Source organism: Hymenobacter sp. HDW8, from assembly GCF_011305775.1.
In the GTDB taxonomy this organism is placed as follows: Bacteria; Bacteroidota; Bacteroidia; order Cytophagales; family Hymenobacteraceae; genus Hymenobacter; species Hymenobacter radiodurans.
This window is the reverse complement of record NZ_CP049907.1, coordinates 4,417,839-4,436,586: the sequence shown is the minus strand read 5'-3', so window position 1 is coordinate 4,436,586 and position 18,748 is coordinate 4,417,839. Positions and strand designations below refer to the sequence as shown.

Sequence of the window (18,748 nt, the reverse complement as noted above, 5' to 3'; positions counted from 1 at the left end):
CAGCCAAACACCTAAACAACATCAGCCACGAGCTCAACCACCCCAGCTTCGGCTTCGCCAAAGCATCCCCTCCTCATCCGAGGAGGGGAGCTTCGTCCTGAATTCATCTCTTTCCTCTTCATGAAAGTCGCATTATTCATTCCCTGTTACGTTGATCAGTTTTATCCGCAAGTAGGTATTGCTACCTATCAATTGCTGCAAAAACTGGGGATACAGGCTGCCTTCCCGCAGAAGCAAACCTGCTGCGGCCAGCCGATGGCTAACAGCGGCTGCGAGCAGGACGCTATTCCCGTCTACCATCACTTCGTCGATACCTTTCAGGGCTACGACTACGTGGTAGCACCGGCGGGTAGCTGCGTGTATCATGTGCGCAAGCATTTCAATATCATAGAGCAGACTCCGGCCGTGCAGCATGTGCGCGAGACCACTTTCGATCTGATTGATTTTATCACTACTATTCTCGGCGTCACGGAAATACCAGGTGTATTTCCGCACAAAGTAGGTTTGCACCTGAGTTGCCACGGACAGCGCGGATTGCACCAAGCAAATGAATCGGAAATAACCCCCGTTCGCGATGGGCATTTACGGAGGCTATTAAAATCACTGGATGGCATTGAGCTAACGGAACTCGACCGCAACGATGAGTGCTGCGGATTTGGTGGCACTTTCTGCGTGTCGGAGGCCGCTATTTCGGCGCGCATGGGGCAGGACAGAGTGCAGGATCACCTACGAAACGGCACGCGGGTGCTTACGGGCGGCGATATGTCGTGCCTGATGCACTTGGAGGGCATTGTGCGACGCCAAAAGCTACCCATGCGAGTGATGCACGCCGCCGAAATCTTGAATGGCACCATCTTATGAGTCACCCCAAACGAGCGGAAGTCTTTACCCGCGACGCAGAGCGCACCACCTGGCACGATGACACCTTGTGGTTTGTGCGCCAAAAGCGCGATAAGGCCGTGTATGCGGTGCCCGAGTTTCAGGAGCTGCGCGAGTTGGCCTCCCAAATCAAAACGCATACACTGAGCCGCCTAGCTGACTACTTAGAGCAGTTCGAAGCGCAGGCCAAGGCAAATGGTGTGCACGTGCATTGGGCGGCCAACGCAGAAGAGCACAACGCCATTGTGCTCGATATTATTCGGCAGGAAAAGGCCAGCAGCATTGTCAAAAGCAAGTCGATGCTAACGGAAGAATGCCACCTAAATCCCTACCTGCTGCGCCACGGCGTGGAGATTGTGGATACGGACTTGGGGGAACGCATCGTGCAGTTGCGGCAAGAGTCGCCGAGCCACTTGGTGCTGCCGGCCATTCACTTGAAGAAGGAAGACGTGGGCGCCACGTTTTTTAAGCACTTGGGCACGGCGGAGGGCGAAGTCGATCCGCAGGTTCTCACCGAAGCGGCGCGTCAGCACTTACGCGCCAGGTTTTTGGCGGCTGAGATAGCTATTTCGGGGGTTAATTTTGCCATTGCCGAAACGGGCAGCATTGTCGTTTGCACCAACGAAGGCAACGCTGACTTGGCCGTTAACCTGGCGCGGGTGCACATTGCCAGCATGGGCATTGAAAAGCTGATTCCCCGCCTTTCTGATCTAAGCGTGTTCACGCGCCTGCTGGCCCGTAGTGCCACTGGCCAGCCCGCCACTACTTACACGTCGCACTTCAGCCGGCCTGCCGCGGGCAAGGAAATGCACGTGATTCTAGTGGATAATGGCCGCACGCAGCAGCTCGGCCGCCCCGATTTTCGGGCTTCGCTAAAATGCATTCGGTGTGGTGCCTGCATGAATACCTGCCCAGTGTACCGCCGCAGCGGCGGCCACAGCTACGACTTCACCGTACCAGGGCCGATTGGGGCTATTCTGTCGCCCAACATCGACATGCGTCAGCACGCCTCGTTACCGTTTGCTTCTACGCTCTGTGGCTCCTGCACGGATGTGTGCCCCGTGAAGATTGACATTCATACTCAGCTCTATAAGTGGCGGCAGGTGATTGCGGCGGCCGATGAAATTCCGGCCAGCAAGAAGTGGAGCATGCGTCTGCTGAGTCGGGTGCTGGCCCGGCCGGGTATGTACGAGTTGGGGGGCAAATTTGCCCGCACTAGCCTGCGTTTTGTGCCGCACGCCCTCACCCACGCACCCGGCTACAACCCCTGGGCCATTGCCCGCGAGCTACCCGAGCCGCCACCTCAAAGCTTCCGCGAATGGTTCAAACAAACGAATCCCAAACCATGACGGCCACTTCTCGTGAGCGAATTCTGGCCGCGACCCGCGCCAATCACTTCGAAGAAAACCCATTGCCTACTGTGCCTTCGTTTGATGGTGATAACACGGTAGAGCGGTTTACGGAAGTGCTACAAGGCATTGGGGGGCAAATTGTGCATGTACCTGCTGGCAAGAAATTGGCGGAAATGGTTCAACAGCTTTTCCCAACTGCAGGACATCTGGCTTCTCCCCTACTGCCCGCTACAATTTCCATCGATGAGCAAACACCCACTGCTGTGCTCGACACGGTGGACGTGGCCGTGTTGGGGGGCGAATTCGGCGTAGCCGAAAATGCCTGCATTTGGCTACCCGAAGCAAACATGCTACACCGGGCTTTGCCCTTGATAACCCAACATCTGGTGCTCGTGCTTTCGCAGCAAAACATTGTGGCTACCATGCACCAGGCTTATGCCCGAGTGCAAGACGTAGGTGGCTATGGCATGTTCATCGCGGGCCCATCCAAAACGGCTGACATTGAGCAATCTTTAGTTATCGGGGCGCACGGCGCGCGTAGCTTGACCGTGCTGCTCACGGCGTAAGTAGCGCCTGCTCACACGAGAACGAGCCCGGATGATAGAGTATCATTCGGGCTCGTTCTCGTGTGAGCAGGCTCTTCAGAACTTCACACTAGTGCTGTTCGCCACGGCTACGGGCTGCTGGTTTTGGGAGGTGATATTCATATCCTTCACAGTCCAGTTTTTCGCGTAGCTGATGTCACCAGCGGTTTGCGCCGTCATCGTGATGTTGCTCAGGGTCATGTTTTCAAGCAGGGAGTTTGCTTGACCTTCGGCCGAAATCGCCTTTTTGGCATTGGTCACGCGCACGTTGCTGATGTGCACGTCGCGGAAGTACGGGAGGCCTTTTTCGGCAGGCTCTACTTTGGTCAGCATGGCTTTCCAATGGGCCGGCAATGTCTCCTGGGTGTAGCCTGCGGGCAGCGTGGAATAGCTGTAGGAAGGGTTCCAGTTCATGGTCATCTCGATGGCCACACCTACGCCGTTCATCTCGATATTATCAACGCGAATATCCTCTACTGTACCGCCCCGCGTGAGGGCCGATTTGATGCGGATACCAACCTTGGTGCCTTTCGCTTTCAGGTTGCGGGCAATGACGTGGCGAATGCCCCCCGAGGTCTCGCTGCCGCAGGTAAAAAGCCCCCCACCGGCACCAGCGACGCAGTTTTGGATGAGCACGTACTCCGTGGGCTTGTTCACGCGCAGGCCATCCGCGTCGCGGCCCGACTTCAGGCAGAAGTTGTCGTCGTTGCAGTCGATGTCGCAGTTTTGCACCAGCACGTAGCTACTGGAGTCAATGTCGATGCCGTCGGTGCTGGGACCGTGGGCGCCGAGGTTATTGCGGATGATGAGGCCGTCGGCGGTGACGTTTTTGGAGTACAATATGTGTACGGTCCAGAAACCGGCCCGCTGCAACGTAATGTCTTTAATAGTAACGTTCGAGGAGTTTGACACAAGCAGCGTGCGCGGGCGCTTGGCGTCGTAGTCGACAATCCAGCGCAGGCCTTTTGCATTATAGTCTTTGCGCAGGGCCCAATACATATCCCAAAATGGCTTGCCTTGTCCATCCACGGTTCCTTTGCCAGTGATGGCTACGTTATCCTGATCCAGCACATTGATGAGCGCCGCGGGCCACACCATCTCGATGCCAGCAATACGGCTCGGCATTTCAGGATAGTCTTTGATATCCTGGCTGCCGAGCAGCGTGACACCTTTATCGAGGTGCAGAGTAACGCCTTTTTTCAAAAAGATAGAGCCCGTCAGATACTGACCAGGCTCAAATGTAACCACACCGCCATTTTTGGCAGCGGCGTCAATGGCTTTTTGAATGGCTTTGGTGTTAAGTGTTTTGCCGTCACCGACTACGCCATACGTAGCGGCTGCAAACGTCATTTTGGTCGTGGGCATCGACTTGGCGCCTACTTCCTTTACCCAGGCCGGATCTTCGGTGGTGGGCGCCGCTAGGTTGGTTACAAACGGACATAACCAGGAAATAAGCAGAAACAGGAAGGAGAGCAGCAGCTTCATGTGAGGTTGGGTTGGTACAGCTCAGGATAAAGCCCCAAATGCAACATGACGCGAGACGAAGGGACGGTACAACAGATTCCCACCACCGCTGTTTTTGCCCCCCAGCCCCGCGTCAGTTAACACTTGCTTTTGCTTACTTATCCAAATCTGCATTTTCTCTCCTGCTGAACCCTCCCGCACCCTCCTGCTACTGGAAATTTTAGAGGCACAACACGGCAGAAATTTAACGTAACCGTACCTTGAAATTTGTATTTGCTCACCAGGGTGCTTTTTTAGAAATAGAGCTAAAAAACAAGCTCGTCATGCTAAGCATGACGAGCTTAAAGAATGCGGTTGATAACCGGCTAGTAACCAGGGTTTTGCTCGGCTTGGCGCTGCTCCTGCGTCAGAGCTTGGCCACCGCGGAAAATCCGCTCCAAGTGCTCACGTGGAATCGGCCGCAGCTTGTGGTAAGGCTGAATTTCGGCCCGGGTGTCGGGGTTGAAAGTGCGGGCGCGCTCTAGCAGCGTTTCGGTGCGAGCCAGGTCTTCCCAACGGTGTAGCTCGCCGGCCAATTCGCGGGTTCTTTCATTCAGAATAAAAGCAATGAAGCGCGCCTGCGTAGTGGTGGCCGACGGCGGATACAGCTCGGCGGGGTCATTGGTCGTGAATTTGGTCATGGTAACTTGCAAGGCCGGAGCCGTGCTCGTCACGTCGCCGCGGGTGCCGCCTTCTACCAGGGAGAAAGCCGTCGGTTTGGCCTCACCGGCCTTATACGCGGCCCGGTTACGCAGAATATTGATGTAGCTGATGGCCTTGGCATAATCGCCTTTGCGACCGTAAGCCTCAGCAGCAATCAGGTACGTTTCGGCAAAGCGAGCCAGAATGCCATCACGGGTACCAGCTTCTTCGTTTACACCAGAGCCAGCCCGGAAAGGATCAATGTACTTGAGCAGCTGGGGATATTTGTTGCGTACGCCTACTGGGCCGGTTGGGTCATAGGCAGAAGCTACGGCGCCAGTAGCGTTGCGGAAATAGCGCGCAAACGTAGCGTAGCGCGTGCGAGCAATCTGGGCAGCCGTGAGCGTAGTCTGGGGGGTATTTACCCGAATGAAGATGGCCGTGTCACCCAAGGTAAACTTAGGTTGGTTCACTAGCGCCGGAGTCGGCGCATTAGCAGCTGTCCACCGTGGAATAGTGGCGGCGTTGTTGGCCAACCAAACCGTTTTGAAGCTCTTGTAAAAGCGCGAGTCGTTGCGCCGGTCGTAGATGTCCATGGTGTAGTTGGTGGGCATCAGGCGGCGGAAGGGCCGGTCGTTGAGCAGGTCGCGCGACATACCGGGGGTGTCCTCATAAAACATGGTGAAATATGAGTGCACACGGTTGCCAAAGCGGCCCGCCAGCGTAATCACGTTGTTGAACTGCGTGGAGAAGATAACTTCCCGGCTGGTCTGGGCGGCGCGGTTGTTGGCGTAGCTGGAAATGTCCCAGAGGCGGGCAAAGTCGTTTTCCAGAATGTAGCGGCCGGAGGTAATCACCTGGTCGGCGTAGTAAGCGGCGCTGTCTACGTCGGTGGGCTTCTGGCCGCGCTCATCAGTAATAGCGCTGCCGCGCGTCAGATATACCTTCGCTAAGTAGTGCTGGGCCGCACCCTTAGTCGCCCGGCCAAACTCCGCGCTGGTGGGGGACAAATTTTCCTCCGCGAAGCGCAGATCTTTGATAATCTGCTGATATACCTGCGGCACGGGCGTACGCTCGTATTCCAGCTGCACACTTTCAGTAGGCTTCAGCGAAATGGGAATGGCGCCGTACTGCTGCACCAACTGGAAGTAATAGTAGGCCCGCAGGAAATGTAGCTCGCCGAGGCGCTGGGCTTTCTGCGCGGGCGTGGCCAGCGTAGTGGTGCCGGTGAAAGCCGGAATCTTGTCGATGCCGATGTTGCAGCGGTTGATGCCATCGTAGTCGGCCGTCCATACGTCGTGCACGAAGCTCTCGATGCCGTTACCGGTATTCAGGCGGGCACGCTCGTAGGTATTCCAATACACGTAGTTTACTTGGTCGGCGTGGGTAAACTCATCGGTGCCGAAGTTGAACATCGCGTAGCTGTGCTCATTGGCGTACTTGAAGCGAGTTTGTTCGTAAGCCGCTTTTACGAGGTCTTCCAGCCCTTTTTCCGTGTTGTAATAATCGTTAGTGAGGGTAGAGACGAGTTCTTCCTGCAGATAGTCCTTGCAGGCCGTGGTAGTCAGGCCAAAGGTGGTAAGCAGGGCAATGGTTATGAGTCGATAGGAACGTTTCATGAGACTAGGCTAGACGTGGGGAATTAGTCGTCAAATCAGAAGCCGATGCGCAGGCCAACCACCAAGCTCTTGGTGCTCAGGTTGCGGGCTTGCGCCAGCTCGCCAGAGGTGGTACCGATGTCGGTAGCTTCGGGGTCTAGGCCTTTGAACTTGGTGATCAGGAAGGGGTTGACCGCATTCACATACACACTCAGATTGGTGCTGTAAAACTTGGCAGCCAGGTCTTTGGGGATGGTGTAGGTAAGCGAAATGCTACGCACTTTGGCGAAGCTGCCATTCTGGTACCGCATTGCGTCGCCGAAGGTGGCGATGTCCTGCTGGCTGTTTGGCCGGGGTGCCTCGGTGGTCGGGTTGGCAGGAGTCCAGTAGTCCACCTGTTGGCCCGGAAAACGCCCCCCAAGGCCAGGCCGGAAGCCCGTGGCCAGCATCTGCCCGACGCGGGCATACACGAGGAAGCTCAAATCGAAGCCGGCGTAGGAGAAGCTGTTGCTCACGCTGCCGCTCCACTTGGGACGGTTTGAGCCCAGCACAATCTGGTCTTGGGTGTTGATCAGGCCATCATTGTTTACGTCCACAACTTTTATCGTACCGGGCTGCGCGTTGTAGCGTGCCAAGCCTTCGGTGTCATAGCTCTGCCAGATACCGTCGAACTTATAGTCGTAGTACACGCCCAGCGGCTCGCCGATAAACCAGCGGTTGCCCAGGTCGTCCTGCTTGCCTGAGGCTAGCTCCACGAATTCTTCCTTGTTCTTGGTAAAAACGAAGTCAGTGCCCCAGCGGAACTTGCTGGTTTCCACGTTCACCGTCGACACGGTAGCTTCTACGCCGGTGTTGCGCGTGGCGCCAATGTTTTGCAGCACGTTGTTAAAGCCCGAAACTGTAGGAAGCGCACGGGGCAGCAACAGACCAGTGGTATTCGCGCGGTACACTTCCACCGAGCCGTTGATACGATTCTGGAACAAACCGAAGTCCAGACCTACGTTGACGGTGTTGGTCCGCTCCCACTCCAGTTCGCTGTTGGGTAAGCCCCCTAGCGTATTGGGTAGCGTGCCGGGCGTGGGCGTGTAGCCATAAGCTGGTGTTTCATCCCACACGTACGGCGTTTGCTGCAAGGTGCCGCCGGTGGTGTACGGGTCCACGGAAGCCTGGCCCACAGAGCCGTAGCCGCCGCGTAGCTTCAGCTCGCTCAGCATGGCTATGTCTTTAAAAAAGCCTTCTTCCTGTAGTTTCCAAGCCAGAGCCACGGAAGGGAAAAATGCCCATTTACGGCCCTCAGCCAGCACGGAAGCACCATCGGCGCGGCCCGTAGCCGTGAGCACGTACTTGTCGCGGAAGCTATAGTTTACCCGTCCCATCCACGACATCAGCTGCCGTTGGATAAAGGGGCCGGAGCCGAAGCTTTGAGCCGCCGCGTTGTTAGTCGAGCCCAGGTTGTACCACTTCTGCGAGTCGTAGGGGAGGTTGGTGGCACTGATGGACGAGCCTTCACTGCGGTCCTGCTGAATACTTTGCAGTAGTGTCACGCCCAGGCTGTGGTCGGAGGTAATTTGCTTATCATAGAAAAGCAAGTTCTCAACGACGTACGTAAAGTTCTGATTCTGGTCGTATTGCGCAAAGGATACGGCGTTGGGGCCGCCACCCTGCCCGGTTGAGCGGGCCGAGCGAAACTGACCATTGCGGGCGTTGCGAAAGTCGGGGCCCACGTTGAGGCGGTAGCGCAGGCCTTCGAGCAGGCGGGCTTCGGCGTAAAGGCTGGTAAAGAAACGGGCTACGCGGCGCTCGCTGAATGTATTCTCCGGGTCAAGCAGCGGGTTTAGGATGTTGGCGTCCGCGCCGGGGTTGGTCTGGAATACGCCTTCCGCGTTGTAGGGCGCGGCATAGGGCAGTTGCCCCACGGCCTTGCCGTAGATGTCGGGGCCGACGTTCTGAATGCCGAGGCTAGCGTTGGTAGAGCCGCCCACCGAAATAACTTTGTTGACTTTGAAGTCGAAGGTGGCGCGGGCGGTGTAGCGAGTAAAGTCCTGGCCGGGCTGAATACCTTCCTGGTTCAGGTAGCCCACCGACAGCGACGCGCGCAGGTTTTCGGAGCCACCGCTGGCGCTTAGCTGGTGGTTTTGGGTGAAGGCATTGCGTAAGGCCGCATCCTGCCAATCGAAGCTCTTGATCTTGCTGGGGTCGTAGATCGGAATCTGGGTAACGTTCGGGAAGCCGTACAGCGCAAAACGAGCTTTCTCCTCCTCCGTCGCTTCGCGCGTCTCAGGAACGCGGGCGTCGAAATCACGCCAGGTGTACGCTCCGGCAATGTTGGCCCACACGTTCGGGTCGGTGCCAAACAGCGTGAAATCGTTTACGGGATTGGGGTAAGGCGTGGTGTAGGAGCCGGACGTACGGTACGCTTCGCGGCGCACGTCGGCAAACTCTGCCGCGTCAAACAGCTCCGGAATGCGCAAAGCCCGGTCGAAGCTGCCGTAGGTGTTGTAGCTGATGTTGAACTTACCTTCCTTACCGCGCTTGGTCGTCACGATGACCACGCCATTTGCCCCCCGCGAACCGTAAATGGCCGTAGCTGAGGCATCTTTTAGCACTTCTACCGATTCAATATCATCAGGATTGAAGTCGTTCAGACCTGTGCCTTGGGCCAGCGGGATACCATCGACCACGTACAGCGGCTCGTTGGAAGCCCGCACCGAGCGGTTGCCGCGAATACGAATAGCCGGCGTCTCGCCAGGCCGAAAATTGCCCCCCGCCACGTCCACACCAGCCGCGCGGCCTTGCAAGGCCTGCGTCAAGTTCTGGACTGGCACCTGCTTGATCTTCTCTTCCGATACCGACGACAGCGCGCCCGTTACATCACTCTTTTTCTGGGTGCCGTAGCCGACCACCACCACGTCTGCCAGCTGGGTTACATCCTCGGCCAATGTCACGTTTATGGGCGATGCACTCGCGGGCACTTCCTGGGTTACAAAGCCAATTGACGAGATTGTAAGCGTAGCGCCGGCCGGGGCCTGCAAGCTGAAGCTGCCATCGGGGTTGGTACTCGTGCCCGTGGTAGTGCCTTTCACCACCACACTTGCCCCCGGCAAACCGCTTTTATCGGTTGCCGTTGTTACCCGGCCCGTCACGGTTTGATCGGTCTGGGCAAAAACACTGGCGGGCGCCAATCCAACCAAAACGGTCAGCGGCAGCCAGCGAGCTGAGTTATAAAGTTGTAACATAAAGGAGGAGTTGGAAGTGGGAATGCGTACAAGGACTTTCTGTCTACCAAGTACTTGTCTTCCTTACCTAAATCCCTCCCGCACTCTCCTGCTGTTGTGTTAGTATTTCTTCGATGTGATCAAAAGTTTGGCAATTGCCTCACACAGCCTATATATGTCATCCGCAGAATTATCTGTCATCCGCAGAATTCCGATAACCCCTGCGCGAAGCTGTCATTTAGGCCACTTCTAGCGGAGGGAATAACTGGCACCTCGTAGTTTTAAGCCTGATAAAAAACGCGTTCTAACGGCGTTACCACCGGCGAATTATCCGGATTGGTCAGCATCAGATCGGCCATATAGTCCCACCAGCGCTGCATAATGGGCAGCGACGGTAGCTGATCAGCGGTGTGCTCGGGCAGGCGACGCTGCACGGCGAATAAGGTATCGGTGGCGGGATTCAGGTAGATAGAATACTCGCGAATGCCGGCCGCGTGCAGGGCTTCGGTCAGCTCCGGCCAGATTTCGTCGTGGCGGCGCTGGTACTCGGCTTGTACGCCGGGGCGGAGCTGCATAGTAAAGGCTATTTCTTGCATGGGGGGCTTATTTTTTACCTTGAGTACTCACGCGCCACTGGTCGGTGCGGAAGGGTGAAGCGGGTAGTCCGGCTTTATTGTAGAAGTTAGGCATGGGCGACTTGCTCCAGCCAAAACGCACAGCTACCGGCTGCTTTACCTGCTCGCTCCACACTACCACCAAGTTGCCGTCAATACGAGCCTGAGCGGGCCGAAACACGCTGTCGGGCCCGGCGATAATGAACTCGCGCAGGTCGCCGTTTTGCGCCACCAGGCCGCCCGATGTATAGTCGAATTGCAGGTGTGCTTTGCCATCTTTCACTTCCATCTTTTTGTAGATAGGCCCCGAATACGGCAGGTTTTTCTGCCCGTATTCTTTGGCTAAAGCCCACAATGCCAACCGGTGGCCCACAACCTGCTTGTTGCGCGGATGAATATCAAGCGAGTCGCCAACGTCAGTGGTGACCACCATGCCTGTGTTCGGCACGGTTTGCATGCTCACCAGCTGGGCTTCGCGGATTTCAGGGTTCTGGCCTTTGTGGGGGGTAATTTGGACGAAGTAAAATGGCAGATTCGGCTGCTGCCAGTCTTGGCGCCAGTTGGCAATCATGGCCGGAAACAGCTTGCGGTACTGATACGCGCGCTCAGCGTTACTCTCGCCCTGGTACCAGATCACGCCCTTCAGCGTGTACGGAATCAGGGGCTTGATCATGCCGTTATAGAGCTTGTAAGGCGACTTATTGCTGGTCGCGCTGAGTGGCTCGGCAGGTTTGGGCGTCGTGGTTTGGGGCGTGGCGGCTTTTTCTTGCTGCCACGCGGTGAGGGCCGCTTCGTAGGCGGGGCGTTGGGTCAGGCCTTGGTCGTAGCGCGTGAGAATGGGCTGCAAATCCGGATCCTTTTCCAGCACGTCTTTCCGTGTCCACGACTCGGCCGGCGTGCCACCCCAGGAAGAGTGAATCAAACCCACCGGCACCTTGGTTTTCTCGTGAATTTCCTGGCCAAAAAAGTAGGCTACGGCCGAAAAGCCTCCCACTGTTTCGGGGCTGCACACCACCCAACTCCCCTCCGTATCCAGTTGGGGCGTATCGGCCACTTTCTGCGGCACCGTAAACATGCGAATAGCGGGGTATTTCGCCTTGGGTACTACTTCCACTTCATTCACGACGCCCGTCATCCATTTAGAAGAGCCTTTCGCCACCGGGAAATTCATGTTCGACTGCCCCGAGCACAGCCACACCTCCCCTAGCAACACATTACTGATAGTCAGCTTATTCTTGCCCTGAAAGGTAATAGTGTGTGGTCCGCCAGCCGCGCCGGTCGGTATCCGCACCTGCCAGTTTCCTTGGGCGTCGGCGGTAGCTTTCTGGGGGGCTTTTTGCCAGCTGGCAGTTACCGTTACCGCTTCGCCGGGGTCGGCCCAGCCCCAGAGAGCCACGGTTGTTTTTTGCTGCAACACCATGTTATCGGCCATCAAAGCGGGCAGCTTGATGTTGGCCCAAGCCGGACATGCCAGCGCAAACAGCAGTAAAAGCAAGAGGTGGCGCAAATGAAGCCGATGAGTCATGCTGGGGGGCTTTTTACGAAGTGATTTTGAAGATAAAGGCAGAAGCGGTCATGGATTTTCCGCCCTGGGAAGCGCCGAATAAATACGCCGGCTTTCCATCGCGCAGCAATAACTGCGGCCGTTCCAAGCGGCCGTAGCGCTTCAAGTTTGATGGGGCAGGCGGCTCCACTACGCCATAGTCGCGCAGGGGCAAATAGGCAATTTTGGGGAAGTCCCAGCGCTTGCCGTCCTCCGATTCCAGGTAGAGTCCGACTTCATGGTTGTACACGCCCATGTCGCGGGCCAGCAGCCGAAATTTGCCCCCCTGCCGCCACACAAAGGCATCCTCAAACTGCTTGTTGTGGCCTTGGTTGGAGAAGTCGATAACCGGATTGCCAGTGTGCTTCACGTAAGGACCTTCCAGCTTATCGGCCACGGCCAGGCCGTACTTGCGGTTGCCGCGAATGGTGGGGTCTTTAGCCGTGAGGTAGTCCTGAGTGTTCCACGATTTATAGTACAGCCAATACTGCCCGTTGGGGTGCTTGATGAAGGCCGGATTGGTGGTGCAATGGTCATCCCAGGCGCCCTCGGCGCCGGGCTCCAGCAAGGGCGCATCAGGTCGCTGCCAAGGGCCGTTGAGCGAATCGGCGGTGGCTAAGCCAATGCGCTTTGTGTTGGTTTTGCCGTTGCTGTTGCCCATATAAAACAGGCAGTATTTCCCATCCACAAACTGAATACTAGGATTGTGGCAGGTGGTAGCGTCCCAATATCCGGGTCCGCGCGGGGCCAATACTACATCCACAAAACTGAACGGGCCTTCCGCCGAATCACCAACAGCGTGGGCAATTTCGGAGCTATTGATCCAGCCTCCCATGCCTTTTTTGGCCGGCCAGCGCGAGAAAAACACGTGCACTTTGCCGTCGGGCCCGTCGATGGGACTCGTGCACCACACGTAGTAATCGGGCAGTTCCAGTGCGCGACCTACGGGCTTTAGGTGCTTGCTGAATTTAGAGAGGCTGCCTTTAGGATAATCAATCAGCCGGCCCGCAGAAAAGCCCCCCAGCGCCCGCGCCACTGGTGCGAGGGTCAGCGTAGCAAGAAAGGCGCGACGGGTGAGCATGGCTAACGGTGGTTTCGGATTAAAATAGATGACAGATCATTAGGAAGGCGTCGCGTCACTAGAGTTATAACCCTGGCGACGCTTTATCCTGGCGCCCATTCGTTGTCGTTGGGGTTAGTGTCACGGGGCCTAGCAAACCAGACTCTTTCGGGGCCCATTTTTCAGCCGTAAAAAGGCCATCTGCGCCACGGTTTTCCTTGAGCTTGCTCGACATATTGATATTGTAGGCATTCTTGTAGGGCACCTTATTGCGGTCCATGTGAATGATGCGGTTTGCCATGCCATTGCTGACGGTAACTACCAGCTTGTTGGTCGCCTGCATTTGGTCTTTGGGCACAAATACCTGATATGTCGGGCCTACAAGCGTACCTAGCTCCTTGCCATTGAGCTGCACGCGGGCACTTTCCGCTACCCGGCCCAAGTCCAGCAGAAATCCTTCGCCCGTACCCTGGGGCTTGGCAAATGAAATGGTATAAGTAGCGGTACCGGAGAAGTTTTTGACTGCTTCGCCGTTCCAACTAGTCCACGAGCTTAGTTCTTTCACCTGCGCTTTGGCCGGCAGCTCCGGTCCACCCGACACAAAGCTCACATCCCAAGTGCCTTGCACGGGCTGTGAGGCGCCGGTAGCTTTCATATACGCGTAAGCAGGACCCGTCAGAGCGGCATCGTTGGTTTCTAGAATGCACGATTCGCCAGGCGCCAGCTGCACGTACACTTCCGTGCCCGCCGCCGACGTACGCGAGGCCGCCACGCCTAACTTCTCAGTCATGGGGTTGTATAGCGCCACCGATTTGCCCCCCACACGGAGCGGCACCCACCCTTCCACTGGTTTTTCGCCCCAGTTGGCCACAAAGTAGTAGTGTCCTTTATCGTGGCGGCGGCGCACAAATTCGAGGCCCTTATCCACCATCATTTCGCGCTGCACGCCAGCGGCAGTCAGCGCCTGGTCAACATCTTTGCCGACCAACACGGAGCCTTTGCCCACGCTAGCTTTTTGCACGCCACCACTGCTGGAAAACTTGAGCGAACCAACAAGCTTTTTAAAAGCAGCGCGTCGGCTATCCAGTTTACCCAGACCAGGCACGTCGGTGGGAAGCTGGTCTTGAAATACGATGGTAGCGCCGTTCTGAGCCAGCTTTATTAGCTGTTCCATCGTGGCAAGGGGCATCACCTGCGCGGCCGGCACGAGAATGGTTTGGTACGCAGATCCTCCGCCAGTTTGCAAAGTTTTACCCGTGTTTTTAACCTGCTGAAGTTGCAGATCGGAGATGAAATCAAAGCCGTAACCTTTGGCCAGCAATGCCTCGCCGGTAGCGCCTACGGGCATGCCTTTAAAGCCGTGGTCGATGCCATCGAAGTGCTGAAGCATGACCTTGCCGGGTTTGCCATACGAGTCATAAATGGGCAGGTACACCAGCACGTCATTGCTGGGTTGGCCGGCCTGCATAAAGGACTGCGCGTGCGCCACGTAGCGGTTTAGCTGGGCAAAATCCGTCCAGAACGTGTTATTGGGGTTGAAGTGAACGGCCGCGTAAAATAGCCAGCCCGGCCAGGGTGCGGCCTGAGGCGAGTAGTTGGTGCCGTGATAAAACGTGTGATTAACGCCCCCCAGCAGCATGCGGTCCATGGCTTTTTTGATGTCGCTGAGCTTGGACAGAAAGTGGTCATTTTCCCAGGTCGCCGTCTCCGACGAAGTAAGCTTTTTGCCCGTCACGTGCGCTGCCGAGGAAGCAAACTTGATGCGCAGCAAGTCCTCTCCTTCTATCTCGGGAATATCCGTGACGGCGTACAAATCAAGGATATTAGCCGGCGAGCCGTGGGCCTGATTGCGGATCAGGGCTTTGTGCGTTCTGGCCCAGTCGCTCCAGGTTTTGGTGTAGTTTTCCAGCAGCAACTCCGACAAGGTTTCGCGGTAGTCGGTGAGCACGCGCTGGTTTTGGTCGTCGCTGGCTTTGCCGAATAAGGCGGGCAGGTGCTGGCGCAAATCGTAGCCGCGGCGCTTCTGGAATTCGGCAAACATCTGGGGCGTCCAGTTGCTCTCGCCCTGGGCGTCGTCTACCTCGTAGGAGTCGTTGAAAAAAGCGCGGATGCTGGATACGTCGCGGCCCTTGAAAGCTTCATCGAAGCGCTGCAAATAGTGCTGGGTCGCGGTTTGGGAAAAGTGGTCAATCACGTCGCCTTCGCCGCCGGGTCCGGCCCGCTCTACCTGCTTACCGTGCCAGCCCTGGAACACGCCGTATAAGGTCCAGTTGCCGGCCGGCGCCTTCCAGTTTAGCTTACCATTGGCGTCTACTTTGCTGGTCAGATCCAGGGTTTGGCCCTTATCGGAATACGCCATCAGCGCCTGCAATGGCAGAAGCTTTTCGAACCGCACCTGGTCGAAGGCGTGGAGCTGCAAATCCTTGTTTTTGGCTATCGGCTCTACTAACTGCTTGATGTCAATTGGCTGGCCCACCGTGCGGATCATCGGCTTCTGAATGTAGCTAACCGTCTCCTTCAATTGCTCTCCGCCTTTCACGGTATACGTCTGGTAGGCCACGTACTTGCAAGCATCCTCGGACGTCACCCAAGGCCCACCAAACGGCCACCCAGACGCCTGCGCCATATCCACGCCCAGCCCCAGTCGCTTCGACTCGGTAAGCGTGTGCGTGAGCATGGTCATCCACTTGGGCGAGAGGAAGTCAATGAAGTGTTTTTCCGTGCCTTTCACCCCATAAATCGGTGTGATTTCGGTGCCACCCAAGCCGGCTTGCTGGTACTGCGTAAGCAAGCGCGTCAGGTCCTGCTCAGTCACAGCGCTGCCTTGCCACCACCAGCGCGTCCACGGCTTGTTTTGCTGGGTGATTTCGGGCCATTTCAAGGCTTGGGCCGAAGCTGCGTTTTGATGAAGCGCCGCGGCAACAAGCAGAGAGAAAAACAGGGATTTTTTCATTGGAGAAGCAAGACTTAAGACTAGAGAAGCTAGGTTAAAGCTAGCTCCCCTCCTCAGCGGAGGAGAGGTTAGGGGTGGTTGACCGGAGCGTTGTTTTGTTTCCCTAAAAAAGGCGGTCATGCAGAGCGCAGCGAAGCATCTTGCTCGCACCGTTAGAGTAGTAATCCTGCGTCAGCACGCGAGATGCTTCGCTTTGCTCTGCATGACGGGCTGGAGTATGTTCATCTCAACAACGTCAGCAACGAGGTCAACCACCCCAGCCGCGCCGGTGGCGCGGCGTCCCCTCCTCAGCGGAGGAGGGGAGTTGGTCGTTCTTTAGTTTCCAGCGCTTACTGATTTTGATTTAACCTCATTCATTTTGTAGATCTCGCTGCCGGCTAGCAGGAAGCAGCCGAGGCCGTAGTCCTCGAAGTCGGGCTTGCTGGTGTAGCTCACGGGCTGTCCGTCTTTGGGCTCTTTGCCGGTGCCTTGCACGTAGCCGAGGAAGCCATTGGGGTGCACGCACTCCTTAGCCATGGCGTTCCAGGCTTTGGCGATGATGGACTGGTATTGCTTGGCGTCGAGCAGGCCGTTGTTGATGCCCCAAGCCATGCCATAGATGAATAAGGACGTGCCCGTTAGCTCTTTGCCACCGAAGTTCGTGGGGTCGTGGAGGCTGACGTTCCAGTAGCCATCGGGGCGCTGCAGGGCGGGCAAAGCCTTTATCATGTTCAGGTACATCTGCTCGTACTCAGCGCGGTGGGGGGCATTTTGGGGCAGGATTTCGAGCGTCCGCACCATGGCCGCTACCACCCAACCGTTGCCGCGGCTCCAGTAGCAATCTTCGCCGTTGGGCTCCTTGTATGGGGGCACAAAGTCCTTGTCGCGCCACCAGAGTTGGTCTTGGGGGTTGTAGAGGCCGTTGGTACCGTGCACCGTTTTGGAGTAGTTGTAGAGGCGGTACATCTTCTCGTAGTAGGCCGTATCCTTGGTCATCACGCCGAGCTTGGCGTATACAGGCATGGCCATTTGCAGGGCATCAATCCACCACCAGTCGTCTACCTTGGGGCTGTTCACCATCAGATCAATACTGGCTTTGATGTCGCGGATGCGCTCGGGCTTGGGGTCTATTTCGTAGAGCGCAAGGTAGGTTTGGCCGGCGGCCTGGTTGTCGGCGTTGCGGGTCGTGATGCCGTTATTCAGGCCCCATTGGTGCTTTTCACCCCAGTCCACGGCGTAGTCGTAGTACTGCTTCTGCTTATCGATGCCGTAGAGCGCCATCAGGCCTTCGTAGTACACGGCCCGCGTCCAGATGTGGCTGGGGCGCGTTTTATTGGTCACGATTTCCTTGCCTGTGTCCGGCCACTTCTTCATGAAGTAGGCGTTGGTCTTTCGCATAGTTTTGAGCACGTCCTTCTGCTTGGGCATTTTTTGGGCCTCCGCCGTCGTTCCCAAGCAGGCTAGCAGGTACGCCGCCACCAATACTTGTTGCCAAAAAGCCCCCCAGCGCTGCGTCATCGTCATGATATGTTGCGTTATAAGATTTACTGATGTCTGTAGTTGTTCGGGCGCGGGTTGCTACGACGACGCTTTGGCAATTTCTACCGCGTACACCTGCTCCTGCCCCTCGAAGTTGGCGCGGAAAATTATCCACTTGCCATCGGGTGAGAAATGGACGTTGGGCTCCAGCTTGTAGCCGTGGTGCTTCATGTTCACCAGTCGCTCCGACTTAAACTTGTCGCCCTCGGGGCGGAACAGATAGATCCACATGCCATCGGGGGCTTTGGCTACCTGGCCCGCGTCGCCGCCGTCGCCCGCGAATAGCTTCTGATCGGGCGAAACATTGAAGTGAATCGACCACTCGTTGCGGTCCATTTGGTAGAGCTTTTCCTTGCCGGTTTTCACGTCGGCGCCGGCTAGGTAAAAGGTCACGCTGCGGGGCTTTTGTAAATCAAACCACACCGTTTTGCCATCGGGACTGAAGAACTCGTGGCCGGCAATTTCACCCTCTACGGTGCGCTTGTGTACCAGCTTGTTCTGCTTGGTTTTGATGTTGATGTGCCAGATGCGGTCCACCTTGTGCCAGGGGCCTTCGTGGCAGTACATGAGCAGGTCGGGGTCGGTGGGCGAAAACTGTACGTGGCCCAGCCAGGTGTTTTCCTTGTAAATGTCGGTCCGCTTGCCCGTTTTGGTGTCGATGGTGAACAGAATGTGCTCCACCTTGGCGTCGTAGATGCGGTTGAAGAAGTCGCTCTTCGCCGGGTACTTGCGCAGAATTTCGCGGGCTTCTTCGCCGCCGAGCGCGCCAGCAATCGTTGTTTCGTTGGCGTTCAGACTGGTGATGTTGCCCGGAAAATCTTTGGGAAACACATAGATGCGGCGGGTCTTTTTCGTGTCCACGTTGGTAGCGTATACCGTGTCTTGGGCTTGGTAAAACACGTCCCGACCTTTGGGAGCTACTATTTCTCCGCTCACTTTGGCGAAATAACGGCTCAGTGGCTCCACCTGCCGGGTTTTTAAGTTTACCAGACGCAGCTGCTTGCCGCGCTCATCGGTGTGGTAATACACCATTTTGTCGCCTTCGCTGGCTTTGCCTTGCAGGAAGGGATTGTTGTGAAAATAGAAGCTGCCGTTGCCGCCGTCGGTGGGCGTCAGGCGCACCACTTTGTGGCCCGTGTCCTGGTCTATCCAATCGGCGGGCATGGGCTTACCGCCGGTTTCCTGCTTGGTTTGGGCCCCGGCAGTGGCTCCGAAGAGCAGCAGACCGCCGCTGAGCAGGAGTGAAAGTCTGGTTGATTTCATAGTTGGGATGGGAGATTGAGTAGG

Annotated in this window: 12 protein-coding genes; 3 read left to right on the top strand and 9 right to left on the bottom strand. The window is 56.6% G+C overall.

Translation table 11 applies throughout. From position 1 onward, the window contains the following. Positions 1-120: 120 nt before the first annotated feature. From G7064_RS18970 to G7064_RS18960, 3 genes are read left to right on the top strand one after another with little or no spacing between them, the layout of a single operon-like run. Positions 121-861 (top strand): (Fe-S)-binding protein, encoded by a 741-nt coding sequence (locus G7064_RS18970; protein ID WP_166074827.1) that lies wholly within the window; start codon positions 121-123, stop codon positions 859-861. Beyond that, positions 858-2,228, top strand: coding sequence for a lactate utilization protein B (locus G7064_RS18965; protein WP_166074826.1), 1,371 nt, complete (start codon positions 858-860; stop codon positions 2,226-2,228). The genes G7064_RS18970 and G7064_RS18965 overlap by 4 nt, the downstream gene beginning before the upstream one ends. Further along, entirely contained in the window at positions 2,225-2,797 is a 573-nt protein-coding gene (locus tag G7064_RS18960; RefSeq protein ID WP_166074825.1) for a lactate utilization protein C, read from the top strand. Before G7064_RS18965 ends, G7064_RS18960 begins: the two co-directional genes overlap by 4 nt. A gap of 75 nt (positions 2,798-2,872) precedes the next feature. On the opposite strand, the gene G7064_RS18955 is transcribed toward G7064_RS18960, so the two are convergent. From G7064_RS18955 to G7064_RS18915, 9 genes are all read right to left on the bottom strand, one after another. Further along, positions 2,873-4,300, bottom strand: coding sequence for a glycoside hydrolase family 28 protein (locus tag G7064_RS18955; protein WP_166074824.1), 1,428 nt, complete (start codon positions 4,298-4,300; stop codon positions 2,873-2,875). A 344-nt stretch (positions 4,301-4,644) separates the two neighbouring features. Next, entirely contained in the window at positions 4,645-6,579 is a 1,935-nt protein-coding gene (locus G7064_RS18950; protein WP_166074823.1) for a RagB/SusD family nutrient uptake outer membrane protein, read from the bottom strand. A 35-nt stretch (positions 6,580-6,614) separates the two neighbouring features. Beyond that, on the bottom strand, positions 6,615-9,794 hold the full coding sequence (locus G7064_RS18945; protein WP_166074822.1) for a SusC/RagA family TonB-linked outer membrane protein: 3,180 nt from the start codon (positions 9,792-9,794) through the stop codon (positions 6,615-6,617). 260 nt (positions 9,795-10,054) lie between these two features. Beyond that, positions 10,055-10,369 (bottom strand): L-rhamnose mutarotase, encoded by a 315-nt coding sequence (gene rhaM, locus G7064_RS18940; RefSeq protein ID WP_166074821.1) that lies wholly within the window; start codon positions 10,367-10,369, stop codon positions 10,055-10,057. Between the two features lie 7 nt (positions 10,370-10,376). After that, positions 10,377-11,912, bottom strand: coding sequence for a sialate O-acetylesterase (locus G7064_RS18935; protein ID WP_166074820.1), 1,536 nt, complete (start codon positions 11,910-11,912; stop codon positions 10,377-10,379). A gap of 13 nt (positions 11,913-11,925) precedes the next feature. Beyond that, a complete protein-coding gene (locus tag G7064_RS18930; protein ID WP_166074819.1) occupies positions 11,926-13,011 on the bottom strand; it encodes a glycoside hydrolase family protein in 1,086 nt (361 codons plus the stop codon). Between the two features lie 64 nt (positions 13,012-13,075). Further along, complete coding sequence (locus G7064_RS18925; RefSeq protein ID WP_166074818.1) at positions 13,076-15,943, bottom strand: glycosyl hydrolase; 2,868 nt, start codon at positions 15,941-15,943, stop codon at positions 13,076-13,078. Between the two features lie 315 nt (positions 15,944-16,258). Continuing rightward, positions 16,259-17,350 carry a glycoside hydrolase family 88 protein gene (locus tag G7064_RS18920; RefSeq protein WP_240935894.1) on the bottom strand — a complete coding sequence of 364 codons (1,092 nt, stop codon included), beginning with the start codon at positions 17,348-17,350 and terminating at the stop codon, positions 16,259-16,261. Between the two features lie 150 nt (positions 17,351-17,500). Next, on the bottom strand, positions 17,501-18,724 hold the full coding sequence (locus tag G7064_RS18915) for an oligogalacturonate lyase family protein (protein WP_166074816.1): 1,224 nt from the start codon (positions 18,722-18,724) through the stop codon (positions 17,501-17,503). Between the last annotated feature and the right edge of the window lie 24 nt (positions 18,725-18,748).